Genomic DNA, 23,609 nt, shown 5'->3' on the forward strand with positions numbered 1-23,609 from the left:
ACCGCGGCCGACACCGACACCACCGCGGCCGACACCGACACCACCGCGGCCGACACCGACACCACCGCGGCCGACACCGACACCACCGCGGCCGACGCCCTCCCCGACCCGACCGGTTCTGTCGGTACCCCGTGGGACGCTGGAACCGGGGGCCGGAGGCCACACCACCGCGGCCACCCACCCGCGCCGGCCACCGCGAACAACCGCGCCACCCGCCGCGCCTTGGCAGCGGCAGCGGCCGGCGCGGTGCTCGTCGTGGGCGGAGCGGTCCACGCGCTGCGCCCCGACCCGACCACCCCTCCCGCCGCCGAACACGGGAGCACCGCGCCGAACACCGCCGCCCCGAACACCGCCGCCCCGAACACCCCCGGGCCGAACACCGCCGGGCCGAATACCCCCGCCCGGAACACCGCGGTGCCGAACAGTGCCGAGCCCACCACCACTCCGCCCTCGACACCCCCGGCCGGCCCCTCGTTCCCCTACCGCCTTTACACCCACTGCGGCATCGACGAGGCCAAGATCGGCGACACCGGGGCCGTCTTCACCGACGCCAAGGGCCACGAGGTCCGGTTCCGGGTCCGCCCGGAGGCCATCGACTTCACACGGGTGTGCCGTTGACCGCCCGCGTGATCGAGTCCAGCACCCCCGGGAAGCGCTGCTCCATCTCCTCGCGCCGCAGCTCGTGCGTCCGGTAACTGCCCTGCGGGGTCACGCGCAGCACGCCCGCCTCCCGCAGCACCTTCAAGTGGTGCGACAGCGTCGACATGCTCACCGGAACGTCGAACTGCCCGCACACGATCCCACCCGACCGCGCCAGCTCCGCCACGATTCGCAACCGCACCGGGTCGGCGAGCGCGGCGAGCACCGCGGAGAGCCTGAGGTCCTCCACAGCGGGGTGTTCCAGCGCGCGCATGCCGGGGATCGTAACCGCCGATCAGGATTCCATTTCTGTCTACACTGAAGGAATAAAGATTATTGACCTGGTAGCGTCACGCCCCATGAGCCTGCCGGAGCCGGTCCGCGCCGAACTCGACCGCGTCACCCACCCGGTCCTGGTCGACCTCGCCGCCCTGGAGCAGGTCCGCCGCCGCTTCGACGACGAGCAGGCGGCCGCCCTCGCGGGCTACCTCAGCGCCGCACAGTCCCCCAACACGCTGCGTGCCTACCGCTCCGACTGGGTCGCCTGGGCCGCGTGGTGCGAGCGGGAGAACCGCCAGGCGCTGCCCGCCGACCCGGTCGACGTCGCCGTCTACCTCGCCGTGGCCGCCGAGAGCGCCAAACCCGACGGCTCCCCCGCGTTCAGCCCCTCCACGCTGGAGCGCAAGGCCGCCGCCATCGCCGCCGTGCACGCCGCCGGCGGCCTCCCCTCCCCCACCAGGTCCGACGTCGTCCGCCTGACCCTGCGGGGCATCCGCCGCACCCGCCGCGACCAGCCCCGCCGCAAGCGCCCGGTCCTGCTGGACACCCTGGCCGACCTGCTCGCCGAACGCCCGCCGCCGGGCTGGCCCACCGGGGTCGCCCGCCGCCGCGACGCCCTGCTGCTCCTGGTCGGCTTCGCCGGCGCCCTCAGGCGCAGCGAACTGGCCAACCTCCGCCTGGAAGACGTCACCGTGGACGTGGACGCCCGCACCCGGGAGCCGCTGCTGCTGGTGGACCTCGGCGTCACCAAGACCGACCAGACCGGCACGCACGCCCAGCGCGTGGTGCTCCCCCGCGGCGCGCGCCGCCCGACGTGCCCGGTGTGCGCGTTCGCGGACTGGGTGGACGTCCTGACCGCCGCCGACCCGCGCGGCCTGCTGGAGGACGAACCCGACGGCGAACCCACCCACCGCTGCCACAGCTACCGGCCCCAGGCCCACCAGGGGCCGCTGTTCCCCGCGGTGAGCCGGTACGGCCGGATCGCCGCCAAGCCGATGTCGGACAAGGCGGTCTCGGACCTGGTGAAGCGGTACGCGCTCAAGGCCGGCCTGGACCCGGCGCTGTTCGGCGGGCACTCGCTGCGCGCCGGGTTCGCCACGCAGGCGGCGCTGGGCGGGGCCAGCGACCGGGAGATCATGCGGCAGGGCCGGTGGACCAACCCGCGCACCGTGCACCGCTACATCCGTACCGCCAACCCCCTCGAAGACAACGCGGTCACCCGTCTGGGCCTGTGAACACGCGTCCGGGAGTGTGACGCAGAGCGCACGAACGGTTGTTAACTGTAAACAGGCCCCGTCCGGGCGGACTGGACCGAACGGGCCAGCGGAATGCGGCACAAGACCGCTTGCCACGATTTGTTTCCGTGGTGTTTCCACATAGTTTGAGCTGCGGTTTTGCCAGTTTTTCGCACGTCGTGCAGGGAGCTGACCTGCACTGCTCGCGAACTCGTGAAAGCGTCTCACGTTTTAAGAGGGCATTTACCCGCGCATTAACGGCAATACGATCAGTCCACCTTGGTCGCCCTCGCCACGACCACCGGCTTTCCGCCGCCAGGCCGTGGCCCCCGGACTACCCTGCACTGTCCGGGGGCCACCGTCACCCTTCCGGGACCCGCTGCCCGCCCGGGACCGCCTCCGGCCCGTCCACGGCGATCGGTGGGTCCGCGGCTACCGGATCACGTGGTGCCGCCGACGACGGCGTCCGAGGACGGCTCCTCGTCGCGCTTCTCCGGCGGCGGCACGACCCCGGACAGGTCGCCGCCGTTGTCGTTGACGCGCAGCACGAAGGGCCGGGTCGGCGTGTAGGACACCACCGACACCGACGCCGGGTCCACGACGATGCGCTGGAAGCCGTCCAGGTGCACGCCGAGCGCGTCCGCCAGGACCGCCTTGATCACGTCGCCGTGGCTGCACGCCACCCACACCGCCCGCGGCCCGAACCGCTCGGTCACGCGGGCGTCGTGGGCCCGGATCGCCGCCACCGCGCGGGCCTGCACGGCCGCCAGGCCCTCGCCGCCGGGGAACACCGCGGCCGACGGGTGCTGCTGCACCACCTGCCACAGCGGTTCCTTGAGCAGCTCCTTGATCTCCTTGCCGGTCCACTCGCCGTACTCGACCTCGGCCAGCTCCGGCTCGACCACCGGCTCCAACGCGCGCGCGGCCAGCAACGGGGCCAGGGTCTGGGCGCAGCGCTCCATCGGCGAGCTGACCACGGCGTCGATCGGCACGCCGGCCAACCGCTCCACGAGCTTCTCCGCCTGCGCCACGCCGCTGTCGGCCAGCCCCACGCCGGGGGCGCGGCCCGCGAGCACGCCGGAGCCGTTGGCGGTGGAACGGGCGTGTCGGAGCAGGATCACGGTAGCCACGACGACCACCCTATGTGGCGTTGATGAGACCCATCGACAGCAGGCCCATCAGCACGATGCCCAGCAGCAGCCGGTACCAGACGAACGCCGAGTAGCTGTGCTTGGACACGTACCGCAGCAGCCACGCGATGGTCGCGTAGCCGACCACGAACGACACCAGGGTCGCCACGATCATCTGCGGCACGGACGCGGCGTTGGGCTCGGACCGGTCGAGCACGTCGGGGATGCTGAACAGCCCCGCGCCGAACACCGCGGGCAAGGCCAGCAGGAAGGAGTACCGCGCCGCCGCCGCCCGCTCCAGGCCCAGGAACAGGCCCGCGGTGAGCGTGCCGCCGGAGCGGGACACGCCCGGGATCAGCGCCATCGCCTGCGCCAGGCCCATGCCGACGGCGTCCTTGAGCTCCAACCGGGTGCGGATGTGCTTGGCGAACTGGTCGGCGACGCCGAGCAGGATGCCGAACACCACCAGCACGGTCGCGGTGATCCACAGGTTGCGCAGCGAACTGCGGATCTCGTCCTTGAAGACGTAGCCCAGCACGCTGATCGGGATGGACCCGATGATCACGTACCACGCCATCCGGTAGTCCTCGGTCTTGCGGGCGGCCTTGCTGAACAGCCCCTTGAACCACGCGGCGATGAAGTTGCCGATGTCCTTGGCGAAGTAGATCAGCACGGCGACCTCGGTGCCCAGCTGGATCACCGCGGTGAACGACGCGCCCGCGTCGTTGCCGAAGAACAGCGTCGAGACGATCCTGACGTGCGCCGACGAGGAAATGGGCAGGAATTCCGTCAAGCCTTGGACGATTCCGAGAACCAGGGCCTGCAACCAGCTCAACTACCCACTCCCGCCAGATCCAGAGCTTCGGTCGCGGTGCGCAGCGCCGCGATCCCCTGCTCAAGATCTTGCAGCATGGGCGAAAGGGTGAGCGTGGTGACCCCCGCTTCGGCGTAGGCCTTCATCCGCTCGGCGATGCGCTCGCGGGTCCCCAGCAGCGACGTCGAGTCCAGGAACTCCACCGGCAGAGCGGCCATCGCGCCCTGGTAGTCCCGGGCGAGGTACTTCTCCTGCACCTGCGCGGCCTCGGCGGCGAAGCCCATGCGCGCGGCCAGGGCGTTGTAGAAGTTCTTCTCCCGGCTGCCCATGCCGCCGACGTAGAGCGCGGCGTAGGGGCGGACGGTGTCGGCGCAGGCGCGCCAGTCCTCGCCGACGACCAGCGGCACGGTCGGGACGACGTCGAAGCCCTCCAGGGTCTTGCCGGCCTTGGCCCGGCCGGCGCGGAGCGCGTCCAGGGAGGCGGCGGAGTGCTCGGGCGAGAAGAACACGCCCAGCCAGCCGTCGGCGATCTCGCCGGTCAGTTCGAGGTTCTTCGGGCCGACCGAGGCCAGGTAGATCGGGATGTGCTCGCGCACCGGGTGCACGGTCAGGGTGAGCGCCTTGCCGGGGCCGTCGGGCAGGGGCAGCCGGTAGTGCTCGCCGTCGTAGCGCAGCTTCTCCCGGCGCAGGGCGGCGTTGACGATGTCGACGTACTCGCGGGTGCGGCCCAGCGGCTTGTCGAAGCGCACGCCGTGCCAGCCCTCGGAGACCTGCGGGCCGGACACGCCCAGGCCCAGCCGGAACCGGCCGCCGGACAGGGTGTCCAGGGTCGCGGCGGTCATCGCGGTCATGGCGGGGGTGCGCGCCGGGATCTGCAGGATGGCGCTGCCGACGTCGATGCGTTCGGTCTGCGCGGCCACCCACGCCAGCACGGTCGGCACGTCGGAGCCGTAGGCCTCCGCCGCCCAGACGACCGACCAGCCCAGCCGGTCGGCTTCCCTGGCCAGTTCGAGGTTGGCGGAGTCGTTGCCCGCGCCCCAGTACCCGAGGTTCAGTCCCAGTCGCACGGGACGGGACCCTACCGGCGGGTAACCGGGTGCGCCAGGGCAGGCTATCGGGTTGTTCTGGACCGGACATGCGCCGTGTGCGCCCGCCGGAATGTCGATCACCGTTTAGGCTGCGCCGCGTGGAACAGCGATACCTCGGCCGCAGCGGTCTGCGGGTCTCCCGGATGGCCCTGGGCACGATGACCTGGGGCCGGGACACCGACGCGGACGAGGCCGCCACGCAGCTCATGGCCTTCACCGAGGCGGGCGGCACGCTCGTGGACACCGCCGACGTCTACGTGGAGGGCGAGAGCGAGCGCATCCTGGGCGGCCTGATCGGGGAGGTCGTGCCGCGCGACGAGCTGGTCATCGCGACCAAGGCGGTGGCGCGGCGCAACGACGGCCCGTTCGGCGGCGGCGCGTCGCGGGCGGCGCTGCTGTCGGCGCTGGACGGCTCGCTGCGCAGGCTGGGCGTGGAGCACATCGACCTGTGGCAGCTGCACGCGTGGGACCCGGCGGTGCCGCTGGAGGAGACGCTGTCCGCGCTGGACCACGCGGTGGCCTCGGGCAAGGTCCGCTACGCGGGCGTGTCGAACTACTCGGGCTGGCAGTTGGGCACCGCCGCCGCGCTGCCCGGCCACACGCCGATCGTGTCCACGCAGGTGGAGTACTCGCTGCTGGAGCGCGGGGTGGAGCGGGAGGTCGCACCGGCGGCCGAGCACCACGGGATCGGGCTGCTGCCGTGGGCGCCGCTGGGCCGCGGCGTGCTGACCGGCAAGTACCGCAACGGGACGCCGTCGGACTCGCGGGGCGCGTCGGCGCACTTCGCCGGGTACGTCGAGCAGCACCGCACCGAGCGGGCGGCGCGGATCGTGCAGGCGGTGGCGACGGCGGCGGACGGCCTGGGCACCAGCCCGCTGTGCGTGGCGCTGGCGTGGGTGCGCGACCGGCCCGGCGTGGTGGCCCCGGTGGTGGGCGCGCGCGACACCGGCCAGCTCCTGGGGTCGTTGGCGGCGGAGGACATCGCGCTGCCGCCGGCGATCCGGTCGGCGCTGGACGACGTGAGCGCCGTCGAGTTCGGTTATCCGGAACGTCCGATGGGGTGACGTTCGACCGAATCCTCCGCTTTGGTAACTTCGCGTCACCAAATGTGTGTGATCTGTTACCCCAATGGCGGTGTCGGTCGTGATCGGGTCTAGCGTTCGCCGCCGTGCGCGATTCAAGTGACACAGCCGCGGTGACGCGGCGTCGACTGTTCGGCCTCACAGCCGGCACGGCGGCGGCCCTGGCCGCCGCGTCCCCCGCCTCCGCGCAGGAGGCGCCGGACTCGAAGAACCTCGACGCGGAGGCCTCCTGGCGCAAACTCGCCGAGGGCAACCGGCGTTTCGTCAGCGGTCACCAGACCCACCCCCACGAGTCGCTGAAGTGGCGCGAGTCCCTGGTCAAGGGCCAGCACCCGTTCGCCTGCGTGGTCGGCTGCGCCGACTCCCGCGTGCCGCCGGAGCTGGTGTTCGACGAGGGCTTCGGCGACCTGTTCACCATCCGCGCGGCCGGCGAGGTCCTGGACAACAGCGTCCTGGGCAGCGTCGAGTACGCGGTGGAGCACCTGGAGGTGCCGCTGGTCGTCGTGCTCGGGCACGCCTCCTGCGGCGCGGTCTCGGCCACGATCGACGTGGTGCGCGGGCGGACCGAGGTGTCCGGTGACATCTCCACGCTGGTGCGGGCGATCGAGCCCGCGGTCCTGGCGACCCCGCCGGACCGGGACGAGAAGGCGTTCCTGGCCCGGTGCGTGGACAACCAGGCCAAGCGGGTGGCGGCGCTGATGGTGGAGCGGTCGGTGACCATCAGGACCGCCGTGCGCCACCACGGGGTGAAGGTCGTGGCGGCCAGCTACCAGCTCGACACCGGCGCGGTCACCCGGCTGACCTAGATCAGCACCTCGTCCACCAGCCGGAACCACTCCCGGACCCCCGCGAGCTGGTCCTCCAGCCAGGTCGCCACGTCGGCGGCCAGGTCCAGCGCGCGGGGTGTCCGGACCCGGCCCGCCAGGTGCTCCACCAGCGCCTGGATGCGCCGCACCGGCGGCGGGTGGGTGGCGGCGAACGGGACCGGCCGGGACTGCTCGGCGGCCAGGCGGTCGGTCACCTCGTGCAGGAACAGCACCAGCAGCAGCGCGCCCACCAGGCACGGCTCGATGACGTCCACCTGGCGCGGGGCCAGGTCGTCGAGGGTGCGCAGCATGATCGTGGCGGCGACCCGGTCGGCCTCGTGCTCGCGCGGCCAGCCGACCGACCAGGCGTCCAGGGCGCCGACCGGCGTGTCGGGGTCGGTGACCCGGCGGGCGGTGACCAGGTGGCCCGCGAGGACGTGCGCGACCTCGTGCGCGATGACGAACTGGGTCGCGCGGCGCAGCATCAGGCCGACCAGCGCCAGGCGTTGCCCGGCCAGTTCGGGCAGGGGGCGGGCGGCGACGGCGCCGTTGCCGTAGAGGTAGGCGTTGACGGCCTCGGCCAGGGCGTAGCCCGCCTGGTCGGCGGTGAGCAGGGACGGCGTGCCGTAGGCGGGCAGCGCGCCGGTCATGATCTTCAGCACAGCGGCGGTGAGGTCCAGCAGGGCGGTGTTCACCAGGACCAGCACGCCCCGGCCGGGCACCGGCACGCTGACGCCGTCCAGGGTGCCGGTCGGGAAGACGCCCGCCAGCACCGGGGTCCGGACGCTCCAGCCCGCCGCGTCGGCCAGGTGCAGCACCTCGGGCTGGCAGGCGTCGAGGGTGGCCTGCAGGTCGCGCAGGTGCGCCGGGCGGTAGGCCGCGGGGCGCACGCGGACGTCGGCGAGCCTGGTCAGGCGGGTGCGCAGCGGTTCGGCGGCCACCTGGGTCCAGGTGTGGTAGCGGTCCTCGCCCGGGGCCTCCCGGGCGGGTGGGCCGAGGTGGTCGGCGACCCTGCGGTCGCGCAGCAGCTCCACGTGCCTGGCCCGCAGTTCCTCCACCGTCATCGGCCGCCTCCCGTCACCTGGGATAGTCGCGGAAAGGCCCGTCGGGGTACGGGTGCGCGGCCACTACCACTCCCCTGGACCAACGACAACACCCTCCCCCTGCGTGACGATGGTGGTTTCGTGATGGATGCTGGGAGGACGTTCTCGCGATCGGGCTAGCTGGAGGTTCGACGTTGCGCCGACTGGCCGCGGCAGTGCTCACCGGGACCGCGTTGCTGTCCGGCTGCGCGACCGAGGAGAACCCGGGCGACCCGCTGCAGATCGCCGCGACCCTGGAACCCGCAAAGCCCGCGGTGTCGCCGCGGGTCACGGCCACGCCCGAGGGCACGGTCCTGCCGATGCGCCGCGCGAGCGCCGTCGCGGTCCTGCCCGGCCACGTCGCCGTGGCGCTGGCCGACCCGCCGTCGGTGTCGCTGCACCCGTTGGACAACCTGGCCGCCCCGCGGGTGGTGCCGCTGCCCGGCGTGGCCGAGCGGCTGGTGGTCGCGGGGGACGCGGTGGAGGTCCCGGTGCCCGGCAGCGGGGTCGTGGTGACCGTGCGCGCGGACGGCACGTCGTCGTCGCGGCCGGTCGACGGCGGGCCGGTGGACGTGGCGCGGGCGGGCGGCAAGGAGGTCGTCGCGCGCCGGGACGCGAAGTCGTTGGACGTGGCCGGTCGCGCGGTGGGCGGGGTGTCCAGCCCGGACCGGCTGGTGGCGGTCGGCGACCACGCGGTGGTGCTGGACCGGCCGCGCAGCGCGGTGTTCGACGTGGACCTCGGCGCGGAGCCGAAGCTGGGCGCGGGGTTGCGGGCGGGCGAGGGCGCGACCGCGGCGGTGGCCGACCGGTTCGGCCGCGTGCTGGTCGTGGACACGCGCGGCGGTGAGCTGATGGCGTTCTCGGTGCGCCCGCTGATCATGCGGCAGCGCTTCCCGCTGCCGGGCGCACCGTACGGGATGGCCTACGACGAGCGGCGCGACCTGCTGTGGGTCACGCTCACCGAGCGCAACGAGGTGGTCGCGCTCGACGTCGCGGGCGGCGAGCCGGTGGAGAAGCGCCGGTACGCCACGGTCCGCCAGCCGGACTCGGTGGCGGTGGACCCGGGCAGCGGGCGCGTGTTCGTCGCGTCCGGAGACGGCCAAGGGATGCAGGTGATCGGGTCATGAGCGAAGGGGTGGTCGACGGGGACTGGGAGTACCGGCCGCTGCGCCTGCCGGCCGGTGTCTCCCGTCGCACGGCGACGACGCAGTTGGCGATCCACGCGGAGTTCGCGGGCTGGGAGCTGTCGCGGACGCTGCTGTTCGGCGACGGTTCCCGCAAGGTGTGGCTGCGCCGCAAGCGCACCGCCGACTCCCTGCCCGGCGTGATCACCTGACGCACCCCCGGGGTCCGCACGCGCCCACGGGCACGCGCGCCGTCCCCTGCCGCCCGCACGACCGCCGGCGGGCACCGCGCGACTCGGCCACCCGGGTGACGCGCACAGCCCCGGCCGGGTGACGCGCACGACCGCCCGCACTCCCCCGAACCACCGGATTTATTCGCGGCGCTGAGGAATTTTCGCTTTCGGGCGAACCCGCCTGCGACAGCCGGCGTGATCCACTCGGCCGGCCACGCCCCCAGTATTACCTGAATGGGTGAATACTGCGCCGTTTACGCACGTCAGCCCGAGGTTGCTCGCCGATGTGCAAAATTTACCCATCGATCATTACTCCGTTGTGCCACCATTGGTCCGTTCGTGCGGAAGAGGGGCCGCCGAACGTGACTCGGCGCAGTCGCGCGGGTCGCTTGATTGGCCTAGACAGATCATCAGGGGAGGAAGATCGCTATGTCTACGACCACCGAAACCGGTTTCCAGGGCGGCGACGTCCCGGAGGACGCGACCACCACCGACGTCCTGCCGGAGACGCCGGAACAGGACGGGGAGCAGCACGACCACGAGCACAACCACGACGGCGGCGAGCTGACGCCGATGTGCTCGGGCAACGGCTGCGTCCAGAAGACGTCCGCCAACTGACCGGCCCGGAGAACCGATCGAGAGGAACCGATCGGCCCTGGGAACCGATCGACCCAGCGTGACCGCGCCCGCCGACCGACGATCCGGTCGGCGGGCGTTTCCCGTCGCCTTCTGTGCTGTGATGGACATGTGCCTGTGATCGCTTCCCGCGACGAATCCGAGGTCATCCGCGAAGCCCGCGCCCTGCACCGCGACGGAGTGGACGCGTCGTGTTCCGGGCGACATCGCGAAGCGATGCGGTTGTTGCGCCGGGCCCGGGGCATGGCGGAATCGGTGGATCCGGTCGATCCGGGCATCCGGCTGGAATGGCTCGTGACGCGCATCCGCCTCTCCTCGACGCTTTCGGCGCTCATGGCCGACACCGCGGGCCTGACCGCCGGGCTGACCGGCCTGGACGAGGTGCGCCTGCTCATCGAGGACGTCGCCGACCCGCTGCTGCGCGCCGAGCTGTCCGGCAGCGTCGGGCACAACCGGGGCCTGCTGCTGCTCAACGCGGGCCTGCTGGAAGAGGGCGTGGCCGTGCTCGACCAGGCCCTCGCGCACGAGGAGTGGCGGCTGGCGGCGGCCGACGAGCCCGTCCCCGCGCTGGTCGAACCGATCGTCAAGACGCTGCGCAGCCGCGGCACCGCGCACACCAACCTCGGCTCGATCACCCAGGCCCGCCAGGACCTGTCCCGCGCGGTCGCGTTGGCCACCGGGCACGGCCTGGTGCACCTGGCCGCCGACGCCAGCCACGCGCTGGGCCGGCTGGAGCTGCGCATCGGCGACGTGCCCGCGGCGCTGCGCCGCTACGAGAACAGCGAACGCGCCTACCGCGACCTCGGCCTGGACGTGCCGCCGCTGCTGGGCCTGCACCGCGCGCAGGCGCTGCTGGTCGCGGGCCTGGCCGACGAGGCGGGCGACCAGCTCGACCGCGTGCTGCCCGAGATGCGCGCCGACCGGGGCGTGGCGACCGGCGAGCTGGCCGACGTCGAGCTGACCCGGGCCGTCGCCGCCTACATGACCGGTGACCTGGACCTGGCGCGGGAGATGGCGTCGGCGGCGCGGCAGCGGATGCGGCGGTGGGGCTGCGAGACGTGCGTGGCGAACGCGACGCTGATCGGGTTGCGGGTGGACACCGAGCTGGCGCTGCGGTCGGGTCGGGTGCCGCGGTCGCTGCCGAGCAGGGTGCTGGCGTTCGCCGACTCGCTGCCGGTGCCGCGCCTGGCCGAGCAGGCGGCGCTGGCCCGGATGCTCGCGGTGCGGCTGGAGGTCCGCCGCGGCGACCTCGACGCGGCCGACCGGGTGCTGGACGGGGTGCCGCGCCCGAGTCGGCTGACCGCGATCGACCACCGGATGTTGCGCCGGCTGTGCCGGGCGGAGCTGGCCACCGCGCGCGGCGACCGCACGGCCGCGCTGGCCGAGGTGCGGGCGGGGCTCGCCGAGCTGGACCACGTGCGCGACCGGATGGGCGGGCTGGAGCTGCTGTCCGGCACCGCCCTGCACGGCCGGGAGCTGACCGAGCTGGCCGTGCAGCTGGTGCTGGAGGAGGGCGACGCGCGGCGGCTGTTCGCGTGGCTGGAGCGCACCCGTGCGCAGACCTACCGGTACGAGCCGGTGACCCGGGTGGACAACCCGCAGCTGGCGGAGCTGATCGCCGAGGTGCGCAGCCTGACCCAGTCCATCCACAAGGCCCACCACGACGGCCACCCGACCGGGTCGCTGCGCACCCGCCGGGCGGAGCGGCTGCGCAAGGCCAACCAGATCGGCTGGCACTCGGGCCGCTGGGGCAGCCCGCGCCCGATGGCCAAGCTCGGCGAGGTGGTGGCGCAACTGGGCGCTCGGGCGTTGGTGAGCTTCGCGTCGTCGGAGGACGACCTGGTCGCCGTGGTCGTGGTGGACGGGGACGTGCGCGTGGTGCGGCTCGGGTCGGCGGGCGCGGCGGCGGAGAGCGCCCGGATGCTCAACGCCGACCTCAACGCCCTGGCCCCCGACCACCTGCCGGACGCGCTCGTGCGGGTGCTCTCGACCTCGGCGCGCAAGCAGGCGGACCGGCTCGACGCCCAGCTCGTCCGGCCGCTGGTGGACCTGGTCGGGGACCGGGACCTGGTGGTCGTGCCGACCGGCGCGCTGTACGCGGTGCCGTGGGGCGTGCTGCCGACGTTGCACGCGCGGCCGATCGTGGTGGCCCCGTCGGCGACGGCGTGGCTCGCGGCCGAGCGCGGCGAGTGGGCGCGGGACGGGCGGACGGTGCTGGTGCGCGGCCCGGGGCTGCCCGCGGCGGTGGGCGAGATCGCGAAGCTGGGCGCGCACTACAGCTCGGCGGCGCTGCTGTCGGGCGAGGCGGCGACGGTGGCGGCGGTGCTGTCCACTTCGGACGACGCGGAGATCGCGCACTTCGCCGCGCACGGCGTGCACGAGCCGGAGAACGCCCTGTTCTCACGGCTGGAACTCACCGACGGACCTCTGTACGCCCACGAACTCGCCAACCTCCCGCACCCGCCCCGGCAGGTGGTGCTGGCGGCGTGCGAGCTCGCCCTGAACCGGATCCGGCCGGGCGACGAGCCGTTGGGGTTCGCGAGCGCGTTGCTGGCGAGCGGGTCGCAGATGGTGGTGGCCCCGGTGAGCCGGGTCGGGGACCAGGCGTCGGCGGCGACCATGGACTACTACCACCGCAGGTTGGCCGCCGGCGCCCAGCCGGCGTTGGCGCTGGCGGACGCGATCGCGGTGGACCCGCTGCGGCGGCCGTTCGTGTGCCTGGGCAGCGGCCGGAACTAGCAGCCACCACAGGTGTGGTACCACACCTGTGGTGGTTCCAGGTCGGGCAGGCCAGGTCGGTCGGGCAGGCCGAGTCGGTCGGGGCGGTGCGGTCAGGGCAGGTCGGTGAGGGCGGCTGCCGGGTCGCGGTGCGGGGTGCCGGTGGGCCACCAGCCGTCGCCCTGGGCGCGGTAGGGGTACCAGCGGTGGTCGGGGCCGTAGCGGAGTTGTCCGTTGTGGACAGTCCACCGGTTGCGCCACACCTTCGCCGGCGGGAGTTCCGCGTCCCGCCAGGCCGAGCGCGCCCGGTTCAGGTCGGACTTCGGCGGGGTCCACGCGTCGTCCAGGACGGACAGTCCACTCGCGCCACCCTGGTGCCACGCCGCCACCTCGCGCGGGTCGGCGGCCAGCCGGGTGGCCAGCGCGGGCTGGGTGGCGGCCAGGCGGACGGTGTCCTCGCGGTCGGTCCACGACGGCCACTCGCCGGTGCGCAGGAACGCTCGGGCCTTGGCCGCCGCGTCGGCCACCAGCAGGGACAGCACCTCGACGTCCAGGCCGTCCACCGGGTCGAACCGCGGTGGCGCGCCGAGGTCCTCGACGGGCGGGTCCTCCGGCAGCGGCACCGCCGGTGCGGCGTAGGCGGCCACCGCGGGCACGCCGGCCGCGGGGCGGGCGCCGGCGACGACCTCCTCCTGGGTCCGGCCGCGCAGCAGCAGCAACAGCCACGGGTCGGTGTCGAGCAACCACGACGCCTGGTGGCACAGGGCCGCGCCGTGCCGGCAGGGCAGTTCCCAGTCCGGGCAGGAGCACTCGAAGTCCAGGTCGCCGATGCCGGGCAGCAGCCGCACCCCGGCGTCGGCGGCGGCTTCGGCCAGTTCGCGCGGCATCTCGCGGTCCAGCAGGGCGGCCAGGTGGCCGGCCTTGGCGGCGACCGCCGCGAGGAACCGCGTCCACTCGGGCTCGGTGAACTCGGCCAGCCGCACGGTGGTGCGGTAGGTGTCGTCGGTGTCGTGGACGGGCGCGGTGATCCGGCCGGGGCTGACGGTGATGGTGCCGACCAGGCCCGCGTTGGCGTACTTGCGGCCCTGGCGCAACGGGGTCTGGTCCAGCGAGGTGTCCTCCAGGGCCTGCGACCAGGTCCGGCCCCACCACGACCGGGCCCGCCGCACGCCCTTGCCGAACGGCGGGAACCCCTTGGCGCGTTCGGGGGAAGTCATGAGCCGCTCCTCAGTTCGACCAGGTCGGCCAGTTCCGCGTCGGACAGTTCGGTGAACGCCGCCTCGCCGTGCGCCAGCACCGACGACGCGAGGTCGCGCTTGGCGCGCAGCATGGCCGCGATGCGGTCCTCGATGGTGCCCTCGGCGATGAGCCGGTGCACCTGCACGGGCCTGGTCTGCCCGATGCGGTAGGCGCGGTCGGTGGCCTGGTCCTCCACCGCCGGGTTCCACCACCGGTCGTAGTGCACGACGTGGTCGGCGCGGGTGAGGTTGAGCCCGGTCCCGGCGGCCTTCAACGACAGCAGGAAGACCGGCACGGACCCGTCCTGGAAGCGCGCCACCATCTCCTCGCGCGCCGGCACGGGGGTGCCGCCGTGCAGCAGCCGCGACTCGACGCCGCGCGCGGTGAGGTGCCTGCCGATCAGCCGCGCCATGGCCACGTACTGGGTGAACACCAGCACCGCGCCGTCCTCGGCGAGGATGGTGTCCAGCAGCTCGTCGAGCAGTTCGAGCTTGCCGGAGCGGCCCTCCAGCTTCGGCGAGGTCTCCTTGAGGTACTGGGCGGGGTGGTTGCACACCTGCTTGAGCCCCGTGAGCAGCTTGACCACCCGGCCGCGGCGGGCGATGCCGTCGGCCTCGGCGATCTCGGCCATCAGCTCCCGCACGACCGCCTCGTACAGCGCGGCCTGCTCGCGGGTGAGCGCCACGGGCCGGTCGGTCTCGGTCTTGGGCGGCAGCTCGGGGGCGATGCCGGGGTCGGACTTGCGCCGGCGCAGCAGGAACGGCCTGATCAGCGCGGCGAACCGGTCGGCGGCGGCGCGGTCGTGGTCGGCCTCGATCGGCTTGGCCCACCTGGCTTTGAACGAGGCCAGCGTGCCGAGCAGGCCGGGCGTGGTCCAGTCGAGCACGGCCCACAGCTCGGTGAGGCTGTTCTCCACCGGGGTGCCGGTGAGCGCGACGCGGGCGGCGGCGGGGATGCGGCGCAACGCCTTCGCGGTGTCCGACGACGGGTTCTTCACGTGCTGGGCCTCGTCGGCGACGACCAGGCCCCACTCGACCTCGGCGAGCCGCTCGGCGTCCAGGCGCATGGTGCCGTAGGTGGTGAGCACGAACCCCTCGTGCGCGACCTCCCGGCCGCTGCCGTGGTAGCGGGTGACCGGCACGCCGGGCGCGAACCTGCCGATCTCGCGCTCCCAGTTGCCCAGCAGCGACGCCGGGCACACCACGAGCGTGGGGCCGGAGTCGCGGTGCAGGTGCAGGGCGATGAGGGTGACGGTCTTGCCCAGGCCCATGTCGTCGGCCAGGCACGCGCCCAGTCCGAGCGAGGTCATCCGGTCCAGCCAGCGCAGGCCGCGCAGCTGGTAGTCGCGCAGGGTGGCGTTGAGCGCGGCGGGCGGTTCGACGGGTTCGGTGTCGAGCAGGGCGAGCTTGGCACGGACGTCGTCGAGCCAGCCGGTCGCGGCCACCCGCACCTGTTCGCCGTCGATCTCGGTGACGCCGGTGAGGGCCGCGCCGAGGGCGTCGATCGCGGCGACGGGCTTGAGGTCGCGTTCGCGGGCCTTGCGGGCGAGGTCGGGATCGACCAGGGTCCACCGGTCGCGCAGCCGGACCACGGGCCGGTGGGCCTCGGCGAGCCGGTCGAGCTCCTCGGGGGTGAGCGGGTCGTCGCCCAGCGCGAGCTGCCAGTTCACGGCGGTGAGCTGGTCGGGGCCGAAGAAGGTCGGCCGGTCGCCCCGGTCGTCGGAGCCCAGGACGACCCGGGCGGACAGGTCGCGCACGAGGTCCTTGGGCCAGTGCACGTCCACGCCGACGGCGGCCAGCCGCACCGCGCCGTCGCGCAGCAACTGCTCGACGTCGGAGTCCAGCAGGGCGACCTCGTCGGGGACTGGCAGGTCGAGCAGGCGTTCCAGCGGCGGGAACGCGCGGGCGGCGCGCCGCACGACCAGCATCGCGTCGGACTGGGCGCGCCGGTCGGCCCCGGCCCACAGCTCGGCGGCGTCCACCACCAGCGACGGGTCGGCGAGGCTGTGCACCTGCACCACCGCGCGGAACCGCTCCAGCCCCTCGATCCGCAGCGAGACCCGGACGCCCTGGTCGGCCCACGCCCGCAGGTGCGGCACGCGCTGCGGTTCGGGCGCGGCGAACGCCGGGGCGCCCAGCGCGCGCACGGCCGCCGCGCCGCGCGGCATGGTGTCGGCGACGGCGTCGAGGAAGGCCCGCAGCAGCGGCTCGGCCTCGGGCAGCTCCAGCGGGTGGCGGCCGGGCAGCGGGACGGCGCGGGCGGGCGCGGGCATCGCCTCGGCCAGGTCGCGCACGCGGCGCAGGTCGGCGGGGTCGAGCGGCCCCAGTCGCCAGGCGTCGAAGTCGCCGTCGGTGACCGCGGGCCGCACGCGGCCCCGGGCGACCAACTGCAACGCCACGACCACCGCGGCGCCCCAGAACGCGGCGGCGGGGTGCGCGTCCCCGGTGCGGCGGGCCTTGGACAGCACGGGCACGGCGTCGGCGACCGGCAGCCGCACCGCCGCGACCTCGCGCTTGCTCCCGTCGGGCGACGCGACGACCACCGTCCCCCAGCCGGGGTCGGGACCGTCGTCGTGGTCGGGCAGGTGGTCGCCGTAGAAGGCGACCGTGGACGTGCGGGGCGGGTCGGCGGCCTCGAAGACGGCCGCGCAGCGTTCCAGACCGGTGTTCAGTGCTCCCCCTTGGCTACTCAAACTTGAGTATAGGCCAACTGCCGGGGTCACCGGGGGAATTCCGCTCCCCCGCCATCGGGTAGGCCCCGCCCTCCAGCCGCTCCAGCAGCCCGCGCGTCCACGCCACCCCGCTGTCGGCGGTGTGCTCCCACAGCCCGAACAACTCCCGCACGTGCGGCGGGTCGGTCCACGCGGCGACCTGTGCCCGCGCGGCGTCGCGCCGGCTCTCCAACGCCGCCAGCCGTTCGTGCAGCAACGCCACCGCGTCCGAGCGCGGCAACGACGGCAGCAGCGCCAGCCCCGCCCCGAGCATGTCCGGCCGGGTCTCCGGACGCCGCAGCGCGTCGCGCAGCAACCGCTGGAACTCCCGTTCGCCCTCGGCGGTGATCCGGTAGTCGGTGCGCGCGGGCGGGACCTCCTCCGCGGCCAGCCGGCCCTCCTTGGTCAACTGCTTGAGCGCGTGGTAGATCGAGCCCCACTTGACGTTGGCCCACTCCCCCGCGCCCCACGACATCAGGTCGTTGCCGATCAGGTAGCCGTGCGCCACGCCGTACCCGCGCACCACGCCCAGCACCAGCAACCGCGTCGCCGACATCGCGCCCCTGCCTGAATGAATCCGGTTTCGCGGCCAGCGTAGATCGCCCAGGATGGGCCCGTGGCCCTGCCCGAGATCACCGACGACGACCGCCGCGCCCGCCTGGGCCGCCGACACCTGCTCGCCGCGAAGGCCGACACCGTGGAGGAGGTGGTGGACGCCCTGGTCGGTCTGCACGCCACCGACCCGGCGACGGTGTTCCTGTCCGCGTGCGCCCGCCTGACCAGCCCGTCCGTGGCCGCCGTCGAGGAGGCGTTCTACGAGCGGCGCAGCCTGGTGCGGCTGTTGTGCATGCGCCGGACCATGTTCGCCGTCACCGCCGACCTCGCCCCCGTGGTGGACGCCGCCGCCGCGCGCGCCATCGCCGCCAAGGAACGCGCCGGGCTGCTCAAGTACCTCGCCGAGGGCGTCGGATGGGACGCCGAACGGCTGGACGAGGTGGAGCGGGCGACCCTGGCCGCCCTGGCCGCGCGCGGCGAGGCCACCGTGGTCGAACTCGGCCGCGACGTCCCCGACCTGCTCGAACAGGTCGTGGTCGCGGAAGGCCGCAAGTACGAGACCCGGCAGAACGTGTCCAGCCGCGTCGTGCGCGTCCTGGCCGCCGACGGCCGCATGCGCCGCAGCCGCCCGCGCGGCTCCTGGTTGAGCAGCCAGTTCCGGTGGGCGCCCGCGCAGCCGTTCCCCGCGATGGACACCGACCGGGCCCGGGCCGAACTCGTGCGCCGCTGGCTCGCCGCGTTCGGGCCGGGCACCGAGGCCGACCTGAAGTGGTGGACCGGCTGGACGTTCGGCGCGGTCCGCGCCGCGCTGAAGACCGTCGGCGCGGTCGAGGTCGCGCTGTCCACCGGCCCCGGCTGGGCGCTGCCCGACGACCTTTTCACCCCCGCGACCGAGCCGTGGGTGGCGCTGCTGCCCGCCCTGGACCCGACGCCGATGGGCTGGCAGGGCCGCGACTGGTACCTCGCGCCGGAGCTGCGGCCCCGCCTGTTCGACACCGCCGGCAACGTCGGTCCCACCGCCTGGTGCGACGGCCGCGTGGTCGGCGGCTGGGCGCAGCGCCCCGACGGCGAGGTCGTCTGGCAGGCCCTGACCGACGTCGGCGCGCACGCCCGCGCCGCCCTCGACGCCGAAGCCGCCCGCCTGACCACGTGGTTGGGCGGCGTCCGGGTCGTACCCCGCTTCCGCACCCCGCTGGAGAAGGAGCTGTCCCGGTGATCGAACTGCGCCCGCTGGACGACGAAGGCCTGCACCGGCTGGCGGCGCTGGCCGTGTCCGACGCCGACCCGTCCGACGTCATGCCGCCGGACTGGACGCCGGGGGACGTGTCCGCGCTGCTGGACTTCTACCGCGGTTTCCAGGCCCACTCCTACGAGATCGTCCGGCGCGGCGACACGGTCGGGTTCATCCGCCTCACCCCGCAGGGCGAGACCGGCCTGTGGGTGGCGCGGTCCGCGCGCGGCCGGGGCGTCGGGCTCCGGGCGCTGCGCTCGGTGGTCGACCGGGCGGTGGTGCGGCGCATCCCCGTGGTCACCGCCGAGACCACCAGCGCCAACACCGCCGCCGTGTCCCTGCTGCGCCGGGCCGGAGCGGTCCTGGAGGTCCAGGGCGACCGGGTGACCGGCCGGCTGGGCGTGCCGCTGGAACCGCCGACCGACCTCGCCGACCCGGTCGAGCTGCTGGAGCGCTACCTCGACTACTACCGCGCCACCGTGCTGCGCAAGCTCGAAGGCCTGACCGACGAGCAGCTGCGCACCAGCCGCGTCCCGTCCGGTTGGTCACCGCTGGGGCTGGTCAAGCACCTGGCGTACGTGGAGCTGCGCTGGCTGCGGTGGGGGTTCACCGGCGAGGAGGTCGACCGGCCCTACGGCGACCCGGACGTCGAGCGCGCCGAGTTCGTCGTGGACGCCGACACCGTCGAGGACGTCCGCGCGTTCTACCTGGAGCAGTGCGCGCGGTCCCGCGAGATCGCCGCCGCCGCGCGGCTGGAGGACCGGATGGCCCGGTGGCGGGTGGAGACGCTGCCGACGCCGACCCTGGCGTGGATCCTGTTCCACCTGCTCCAGGAGTACGCGCGGCACGTCGGGCACCTCGACGTGGTCCGCGAGCTCACCGACGGGGTCGTGGGGCAGTGACCCCGACGACGACGGTCGCCCCGACCTCGTCGTCCCGCTCGACCCGGGCCGTGAAGCCCGCCCGCTCGAACGCGGCGAGCGTCGTCGGCGCCTGGCGGTCGCTGGTCTCCAGCAGCAGCGCACCGCCGGGCGCGAGCCACTCCGGCGCGCCCGCCGCCACCCGGCGCTGCACGTCCAGGCCGTCCGCGCCGCCGTCCAGCGCGACCAGCGGCTCGTGGTCGCGCGCCTCGGGCGGCATCAACGCGATCGCCCCGGTCGGCACGTACGGCGCGTTGACCACCAGCACGTCCACCCGACCCCGCAGCTCCCCGGGCAGCGCCGCGTACAGGTCGCCCTCGAAGACCCGGTCCGCCGGCAGGTTGCGCCGCGCGCACGCCACGGCCGCCGGGTCCAGGTCCGCCGCGTACACCAGCGCGCCGGGCACCGCGTCGGCCACCGCCGCGCCCAACGCCCCCGACCCGCAGCACAGGTCCACCACGACCGCGCCGGGTCGCACGTACGGCACCGCCAGCCCCACCAGGTGCGCCGTGCGCTGACGCGGGACGAACACGCCCGAGTCCACCGCGACCCGCAGGCCGCGGAACTCCGCGAACCCCAGCACGTGCTCCAGCGGCAGCCCGGCCACCCGCCGGTCCACCATCGCCTCCAGCTCCGCCGGCGACGGGGCGGCCTCGATCAGCAACCGCGCCTCGTCCTCGGCGAACACACACCCGGCGGCCCGCAGCCGCGTCACGACGTCCACGCGCGTACCCCTACCCCACCGAGCGGGCGACTGTCGCCTCGATTCCGTCCAGCAGGACGTCCAGGCCGACGGTGAAGTTCCACTCCGCCTCGCGCTCCAGGTAGGGCGTGCACTCGTCGTCGGTCGGCGCCTCCGCCCCGCCCAGCCAGGTGGCCAGCGGGAACCGGGTGGCGAAGTCCGCCGCGACCTCCTCCAGCACCGGCGACCGGGCGTACCACCACTCCTCGTCGCTGACCCCGGTGTCCCGCGAGGCCCGACGGGCGTCCGCGATCACCTCGGCCGACCCCCGCACGAACTGCACCACCACCCCGACCACGCCGCGCAGCACCTGCACGTCCAGGCCGGTCTCCTTGAGGACGCGCAGGAGCGTTTCGAGCATGCGGAACTCGTTGGGTCCCAGCGCCGGGCGGGCCTGCGACACCTGGAGCACCCACGGGTGCCAGAGGTAGAAGGCCCGGGTGTCCCGCGCCCAGGCGGTCAGCGCGGGCCGCCAGCCCTGGTCGAGGGGGTAGTCGCCGGGGAGTTCGCCGAGGACCTTGTCGTACATGAGGTCGATCAGCTCGGCCTTGTTCGGCACGTAGGTGTAGAGCGCCATGGCCGTCCGCCCGAGCCGCTCCCCCACGGCCCGCATCGAGAGCGCCGCCATACCGTGCTCGTCGGCCACCGCGACCGCCGCGTCGATGATCGCTTCCAGGTTGAGCCCCGGCTTCGCCTCCCCGGCCGGCCGCCGCCACAACAACGACATCGACCGACGGACGTCCCCCTGCCCGGCGTAAACGACCACACGCATCTCCTCACGGAACTACCAGTCAGCCGCACTTTACGCCATAAAGAAACCTGCGGCCACCAGGCCGCCGCTCGCCGGTCTCGGGCCGTCGTGGCGTCGACCGAGCGACTATGTCACCTCGGGCGTTTCGCCCAGTCGGCGAGCGTGCGGGCCGCTAGCGATCAGGCCGCCGCCAACCGCGGGCTCGCCGCACGTCGAAGCCGCTTGCGCTTCCTTACGGCATAAACTACGCTGGCTCGGCACTTTACGGCATAAAGAAACCAGGGGGAAGCAAGGCATGGGAACCGCCGCCGACAGCCACGACGTCATCGAGGTCCGAGGTGCCCGCGAGAACAACCTCAAGGACGTCAGCGTCGACATCCCCAAACGCCGCCTCACCGTCTTCACCGGCGTCTCCGGCTCCGGCAAGTCCTCGCTCGTCTTCGGCACCATCGCCGCCGAGTCGCAGCGCCTGATCAACGAGACCTACACCGCGTTCATCCAGTCCTTCATGGCCCCCGTCGGCCGCCCCGACGTCGACGCCCTGCGCAACCTCAGCGCCGCCATCGTGGTCGACCAGGAACGCATGGGCGCCAACTCCCGCTCCACCGTCGGCACCGCCACCGACGCCCACACCATGCTGCGCATCCTGTTCAGCCGCCTCGGCGAACCGCACGTGGGCACCTCGGGCGCGTTCAGCTTCAACCTCCCCGAGGGCATGTGCCCCGAGTGCGAGGGCCTCGGCCGCGTCTCCACCATCGACGTCGACCGGCTCGTCGACCGCACCAAGTCCCTCAACGAGGGCGCCATCACCGTCCCCGGCTTCACCGCCGACGGCTGGCTCACCCAGACCTACGCCCAGTCCGGCTTCTTCGACCCGGACGCCCCGCTGGACACCTACACCGACCAGCAGTGGCACGACCTGCTCCACAAGGAGAACACCAAGGTCAAGGTCGGCAAGACCAACGTCACCTACGAAGGCCTCGTCCTCCGCGTCCAGCGCTCCTTCCTCTCAAAGGACCGCGAGTCGATGCAGCCCCACATCCGAGCCTTCGTGGACCGCGCCGTCACCTTCAAGGACTGCCCCGGGTGCCGCGGCGCGCGCCTCAACGCCGCCGCCCTCTCCTCGAAGATCAACGGCGTCAACATCGCCGAGTGCGCCGCCATGCAGATCAGCGACCTCGCCGACTGGGTGGCCAAGATCGATGACGAGTCCGTCCGCCCCATGGTCGCCACCCTGAAGGAAACCCTGGACTCCCTGGTCGAGATCGGCCTGGGCTACCTCAGCCTCGACCGCCAGTCCGCCACCCTCTCCGGCGGCGAGGCCCAGCGCGTCAAGATGGTCCGCCACCTCGGCTCCGCCCTCACCGACATCACCTACGTCTTCGACGAACCCACCGTCGGCCTGCACCCCCACGACATCCAGCGCATGAACGACCTCCTCCTGCGCCTCAAGGACAAGGGCAACACCGTCCTGGTCGTGGAGCACAAGCCCGAGACGATCGAGATCGCCGACCACGTCGTGGACCTCGGCCCCGGCGCCGGCGTCCACGGCGGCGAGATCACCTACACCGGCACCGTCGCCGGCCTGCGCGCCTCCGGCACCCTCACCGGCCGCCACCTCGACCACCGCGCGAGCCTGCGCCCCGACCCCCGCACCCCGCGCGGCCACATCGCCATCACCGGCGCGAACCTGCACAACCTCAAGGACGTCAGCGTCGACATCCCCCTCGGCGTCCTCACCGTCGTCACCGGCGTCGCCGGCTCCGGCAAGTCCAGCCTCATCCACGGCTCCCTGGGCAGCCGCGACGACGTCGTCACGGTCGACCAGTCCCCCATCCGCGGCAGCCGCCGCAGCAACCCCGCCACCTACACCGGCCTGCTCGACCCGATCCGCACCGCCTTCGCCAAGGCCAACGGCGTCAAACCCGCCCTGTTCAGCGCCAACTCCGAAGGCGCCTGCCCCAAGTGCAAGGGCATCGGGCTCGTCTACACCGACCTCGCCATGATGGCCGGCGTCGCCTCGACCTGCGAGGAGTGCGAGGGCAAGCGGTTCACCCCCGCCGTGCTGGAGCACAAGCTGCGCGGCAAGGACATCAGCGAAGTCCTCGCCATGTCCGTCACCGAGGCCCGCGACTTCTTCACCCAGAAGGATTCGACTCAGAAGGCCGCCGCCGCCATCCTCGGCCGCCTGGTCGACGTCGGCCTCGGCTACGTCTCCCTCGGCCAACCCCTCACCACCCTGTCCGGCGGCGAACGCCAACGCCTCAAGCTCGCCATCCACATGGCCGAGAAGGCCTCCACCTACATCCTCGACGAACCCACCACCGGCCTGCACCTCGCCGACGTCGACCAGCTCCTCGGCCTGCTCGACCGGCTCGTGGACGACGGCGGCACCGTCATCGTCATCGAGCACCACCAGGCCGTCATGGCCCACGCCGACTGGATCATCGACCTCGGCCCCGGCGCCGGCCACGACGGCGGCCGGATCGTGTTCACCGGCACCCCCGCCGACCTCGTCGCCGACGGCTCCACCCTCACCGCCCAGCACCTGCGCGCCTACGTCGGCCGCTGACCCGACCCGGACCCACACAGGAC

Annotated in this window: 20 protein-coding genes and 1 pseudogene; 11 read left to right on the forward strand and 10 right to left on the reverse strand. The window is 73.5% G+C overall.

The window, feature by feature from the left end; translation table 11 throughout:
- Nucleotides 1-618 (forward strand): annotated as a pseudogene (locus AB0A74_RS14745) (hypothetical protein); the annotation flags it as partial.
- Here AB0A74_RS14745 and AB0A74_RS14750 read toward each other — a convergent pair.
- Nucleotides 599-913 carry a metalloregulator ArsR/SmtB family transcription factor gene (locus AB0A74_RS14750; protein ID WP_358249558.1) on the reverse strand — a complete coding sequence of 105 codons (315 nt, stop codon included), beginning with the start codon at nucleotides 911-913 and terminating at the stop codon, nucleotides 599-601. The pseudogene AB0A74_RS14745 and the gene AB0A74_RS14750 overlap by 20 nt on opposite strands.
- Nucleotides 914-998: 85 nt before the next feature.
- On the opposite strand from AB0A74_RS14750, the gene AB0A74_RS14755 reads away from it, so the two are divergent.
- Nucleotides 999-2,153, forward strand: coding sequence for a site-specific integrase (locus AB0A74_RS14755; protein ID WP_358249559.1), 1,155 nt, complete (start codon nucleotides 999-1,001; stop codon nucleotides 2,151-2,153).
- A 440-nt stretch (nucleotides 2,154-2,593) separates the two neighbouring features.
- Here AB0A74_RS14755 and AB0A74_RS14760 read toward each other — a convergent pair whose 3' ends face one another.
- The 3 genes from AB0A74_RS14760 to AB0A74_RS14770 are packed head-to-tail and all read right to left on the reverse strand — an operon-like array spanning nucleotide 2,594 to nucleotide 5,164.
- Entirely contained in the window at nucleotides 2,594-3,283 is a 690-nt protein-coding gene (locus AB0A74_RS14760) for a histidine phosphatase family protein (RefSeq protein ID WP_358249561.1), read from the reverse strand.
- 10 nt (nucleotides 3,284-3,293) lie between these two features.
- Nucleotides 3,294-4,118 (reverse strand): undecaprenyl-diphosphate phosphatase, encoded by an 825-nt coding sequence (locus AB0A74_RS14765; protein WP_358249563.1) that lies wholly within the window; start codon nucleotides 4,116-4,118, stop codon nucleotides 3,294-3,296.
- Nucleotides 4,115-5,164, reverse strand: a complete 1,050-nt coding sequence (locus AB0A74_RS14770; protein WP_358249565.1) for an LLM class F420-dependent oxidoreductase — start codon at nucleotides 5,162-5,164, stop codon at nucleotides 4,115-4,117. The genes AB0A74_RS14765 and AB0A74_RS14770 overlap by 4 nt, the downstream gene beginning before the upstream one ends.
- A 119-nt stretch (nucleotides 5,165-5,283) precedes the next feature.
- Here AB0A74_RS14770 and AB0A74_RS14775 point away from each other — a divergent pair, with 119 nt between their 5' ends.
- Together AB0A74_RS14775 and AB0A74_RS14780 are read left to right on the forward strand one after the other, a co-directional pair.
- The gene (locus AB0A74_RS14775) at nucleotides 5,284-6,249 is read left to right on the forward strand and encodes an aldo/keto reductase (RefSeq protein ID WP_358249566.1); all 966 of its coding nucleotides are present in this window, start codon (nucleotides 5,284-5,286) and stop codon (nucleotides 6,247-6,249) included.
- 131 nt (nucleotides 6,250-6,380) lie between these two features.
- Nucleotides 6,381-7,073: a carbonic anhydrase gene (locus AB0A74_RS14780; protein ID WP_358249567.1), complete on the forward strand. Its 693-nt coding sequence runs from the start codon at nucleotides 6,381-6,383 to the stop codon at nucleotides 7,071-7,073.
- Here AB0A74_RS14780 and AB0A74_RS14785 read toward each other — a convergent pair.
- Nucleotides 7,070-8,137 (reverse strand): hypothetical protein, encoded by a 1,068-nt coding sequence (locus AB0A74_RS14785; RefSeq protein WP_358249569.1) that lies wholly within the window; start codon nucleotides 8,135-8,137, stop codon nucleotides 7,070-7,072. The genes AB0A74_RS14780 and AB0A74_RS14785 overlap by 4 nt on opposite strands.
- Nucleotides 8,138-8,310: 173 nt before the next feature.
- Between AB0A74_RS14785 and AB0A74_RS14790 the strand changes: the two genes are divergently transcribed.
- The 4 genes from AB0A74_RS14790 to AB0A74_RS14805 all read left to right on the forward strand — a co-directional run bounded on the left by AB0A74_RS14790 (nucleotide 8,311) and on the right by AB0A74_RS14805 (nucleotide 12,887).
- Entirely contained in the window at nucleotides 8,311-9,282 is a 972-nt protein-coding gene (locus AB0A74_RS14790; protein WP_358249570.1) for a hypothetical protein, read from the forward strand.
- Nucleotides 9,279-9,491 carry a DUF5703 family protein gene (locus AB0A74_RS14795; protein WP_358249572.1) on the forward strand — a complete coding sequence of 71 codons (213 nt, stop codon included), beginning with the start codon at nucleotides 9,279-9,281 and terminating at the stop codon, nucleotides 9,489-9,491. Before AB0A74_RS14790 ends, AB0A74_RS14795 begins: the two co-directional genes overlap by 4 nt.
- 450 nt (nucleotides 9,492-9,941) lie before the next feature.
- Nucleotides 9,942-10,130 carry a hypothetical protein gene (locus tag AB0A74_RS14800; RefSeq protein WP_358249574.1) on the forward strand — a complete coding sequence of 63 codons (189 nt, stop codon included), beginning with the start codon at nucleotides 9,942-9,944 and terminating at the stop codon, nucleotides 10,128-10,130.
- Between the two features lie 234 nt (nucleotides 10,131-10,364).
- Nucleotides 10,365-12,887 (forward strand): CHAT domain-containing protein, encoded by a 2,523-nt coding sequence (locus AB0A74_RS14805; RefSeq protein ID WP_358249576.1) that lies wholly within the window; start codon nucleotides 10,365-10,367, stop codon nucleotides 12,885-12,887.
- A gap of 92 nt (nucleotides 12,888-12,979) precedes the next feature.
- Here the strand turns inward: AB0A74_RS14805 and AB0A74_RS14810 are convergent, their stop codons facing one another.
- The 3 genes from AB0A74_RS14810 to AB0A74_RS14820 form a co-directional block, all read right to left on the reverse strand.
- Nucleotides 12,980-14,083, reverse strand: a complete 1,104-nt coding sequence (locus AB0A74_RS14810; protein WP_358249578.1) for an SWF/SNF family helicase — start codon at nucleotides 14,081-14,083, stop codon at nucleotides 12,980-12,982.
- The gene (locus AB0A74_RS14815; protein ID WP_358249669.1) at nucleotides 14,080-16,689 is read right to left on the reverse strand and encodes a DEAD/DEAH box helicase; all 2,610 of its coding nucleotides are present in this window, start codon (nucleotides 16,687-16,689) and stop codon (nucleotides 14,080-14,082) included. The genes AB0A74_RS14810 and AB0A74_RS14815 overlap by 4 nt, the downstream gene beginning before the upstream one ends.
- Nucleotides 16,690-16,789: 100 nt before the next feature.
- Nucleotides 16,790-17,371, reverse strand: coding sequence for a PadR family transcriptional regulator (locus tag AB0A74_RS14820; protein ID WP_358249579.1), 582 nt, complete (start codon nucleotides 17,369-17,371; stop codon nucleotides 16,790-16,792).
- 60 nt (nucleotides 17,372-17,431) lie between these two features.
- Between AB0A74_RS14820 and AB0A74_RS14825 the strand changes: the two genes are divergently transcribed.
- Both AB0A74_RS14825 and AB0A74_RS14830 read left to right on the forward strand, forming a co-directional pair.
- Nucleotides 17,432-18,586 (forward strand): winged helix DNA-binding domain-containing protein, encoded by a 1,155-nt coding sequence (locus AB0A74_RS14825; RefSeq protein WP_358249581.1) that lies wholly within the window; start codon nucleotides 17,432-17,434, stop codon nucleotides 18,584-18,586.
- Nucleotides 18,583-19,503, forward strand: a complete 921-nt coding sequence (locus AB0A74_RS14830; protein ID WP_358249583.1) for a GNAT family N-acetyltransferase — start codon at nucleotides 18,583-18,585, stop codon at nucleotides 19,501-19,503. The genes AB0A74_RS14825 and AB0A74_RS14830 overlap by 4 nt, the downstream gene beginning before the upstream one ends.
- On the opposite strand, the gene AB0A74_RS14835 is transcribed toward AB0A74_RS14830, so the two are convergent.
- A complete protein-coding gene (locus tag AB0A74_RS14835; RefSeq protein ID WP_358249585.1) occupies nucleotides 19,478-20,245 on the reverse strand; it encodes a putative protein N(5)-glutamine methyltransferase in 768 nt (255 codons plus the stop codon). The genes AB0A74_RS14830 and AB0A74_RS14835 overlap by 26 nt on opposite strands.
- A 10-nt stretch (nucleotides 20,246-20,255) precedes the next feature.
- Nucleotides 20,256-21,029 carry a TetR/AcrR family transcriptional regulator gene (locus AB0A74_RS14840; RefSeq protein WP_358249671.1) on the reverse strand — a complete coding sequence of 258 codons (774 nt, stop codon included), beginning with the start codon at nucleotides 21,027-21,029 and terminating at the stop codon, nucleotides 20,256-20,258.
- A gap of 280 nt (nucleotides 21,030-21,309) precedes the next feature.
- Between AB0A74_RS14840 and AB0A74_RS14845 the strand changes: the two genes are divergently transcribed.
- Nucleotides 21,310-23,586 (forward strand): excinuclease ABC subunit UvrA, encoded by a 2,277-nt coding sequence (locus AB0A74_RS14845; protein ID WP_358249587.1) that lies wholly within the window; start codon nucleotides 21,310-21,312, stop codon nucleotides 23,584-23,586.
- Nucleotides 23,587-23,609: the final 23 nt, after the last annotated feature.

The organism is Saccharothrix sp. NPDC042600 (assembly GCF_040647305.1).
In the GTDB taxonomy this organism is placed as follows: Bacteria; Actinomycetota; Actinomycetes; order Mycobacteriales; family Pseudonocardiaceae; genus Actinosynnema; species Actinosynnema mutabilis.

Excerpts from the sequence above, each read along its gene's own strand:
- AB0A74_RS14750 (WP_358249558.1), bottom strand. The coding sequence starts at position 913 with ATGCGCGCGCTGGAACACCCCGCTGTGGAGGACCTCAGGCTCTCCGCG.
- AB0A74_RS14810 (WP_358249578.1), bottom strand. The coding sequence starts at position 14,083 with ATGACTTCCCCCGAACGCGCCAAGGGGTTCCCGCCGTTCGGCAAGGGC.
- AB0A74_RS14845 (WP_358249587.1), top strand. The coding sequence starts at position 21,310 with ATGGGAACCGCCGCCGACAGCCACGACGTCATCGAGGTCCGAGGTGCC.
- AB0A74_RS14800 (WP_358249574.1), top strand. The coding sequence starts at position 9,942 with ATGTCTACGACCACCGAAACCGGTTTCCAGGGCGGCGACGTCCCGGAG.
- AB0A74_RS14755 (WP_358249559.1), top strand. The coding sequence starts at position 999 with ATGAGCCTGCCGGAGCCGGTCCGCGCCGAACTCGACCGCGTCACCCAC.
- AB0A74_RS14785 (WP_358249569.1), bottom strand. The coding sequence starts at position 8,137 with ATGACGGTGGAGGAACTGCGGGCCAGGCACGTGGAGCTGCTGCGCGAC.
- AB0A74_RS14820 (WP_358249579.1), bottom strand. The coding sequence starts at position 17,371 with ATGTCGGCGACGCGGTTGCTGGTGCTGGGCGTGGTGCGCGGGTACGGC.
- AB0A74_RS14805 (WP_358249576.1), top strand. The coding sequence starts at position 10,365 with ATGCGGTTGTTGCGCCGGGCCCGGGGCATGGCGGAATCGGTGGATCCG.
- AB0A74_RS14795 (WP_358249572.1), top strand. The coding sequence starts at position 9,279 with ATGAGCGAAGGGGTGGTCGACGGGGACTGGGAGTACCGGCCGCTGCGC.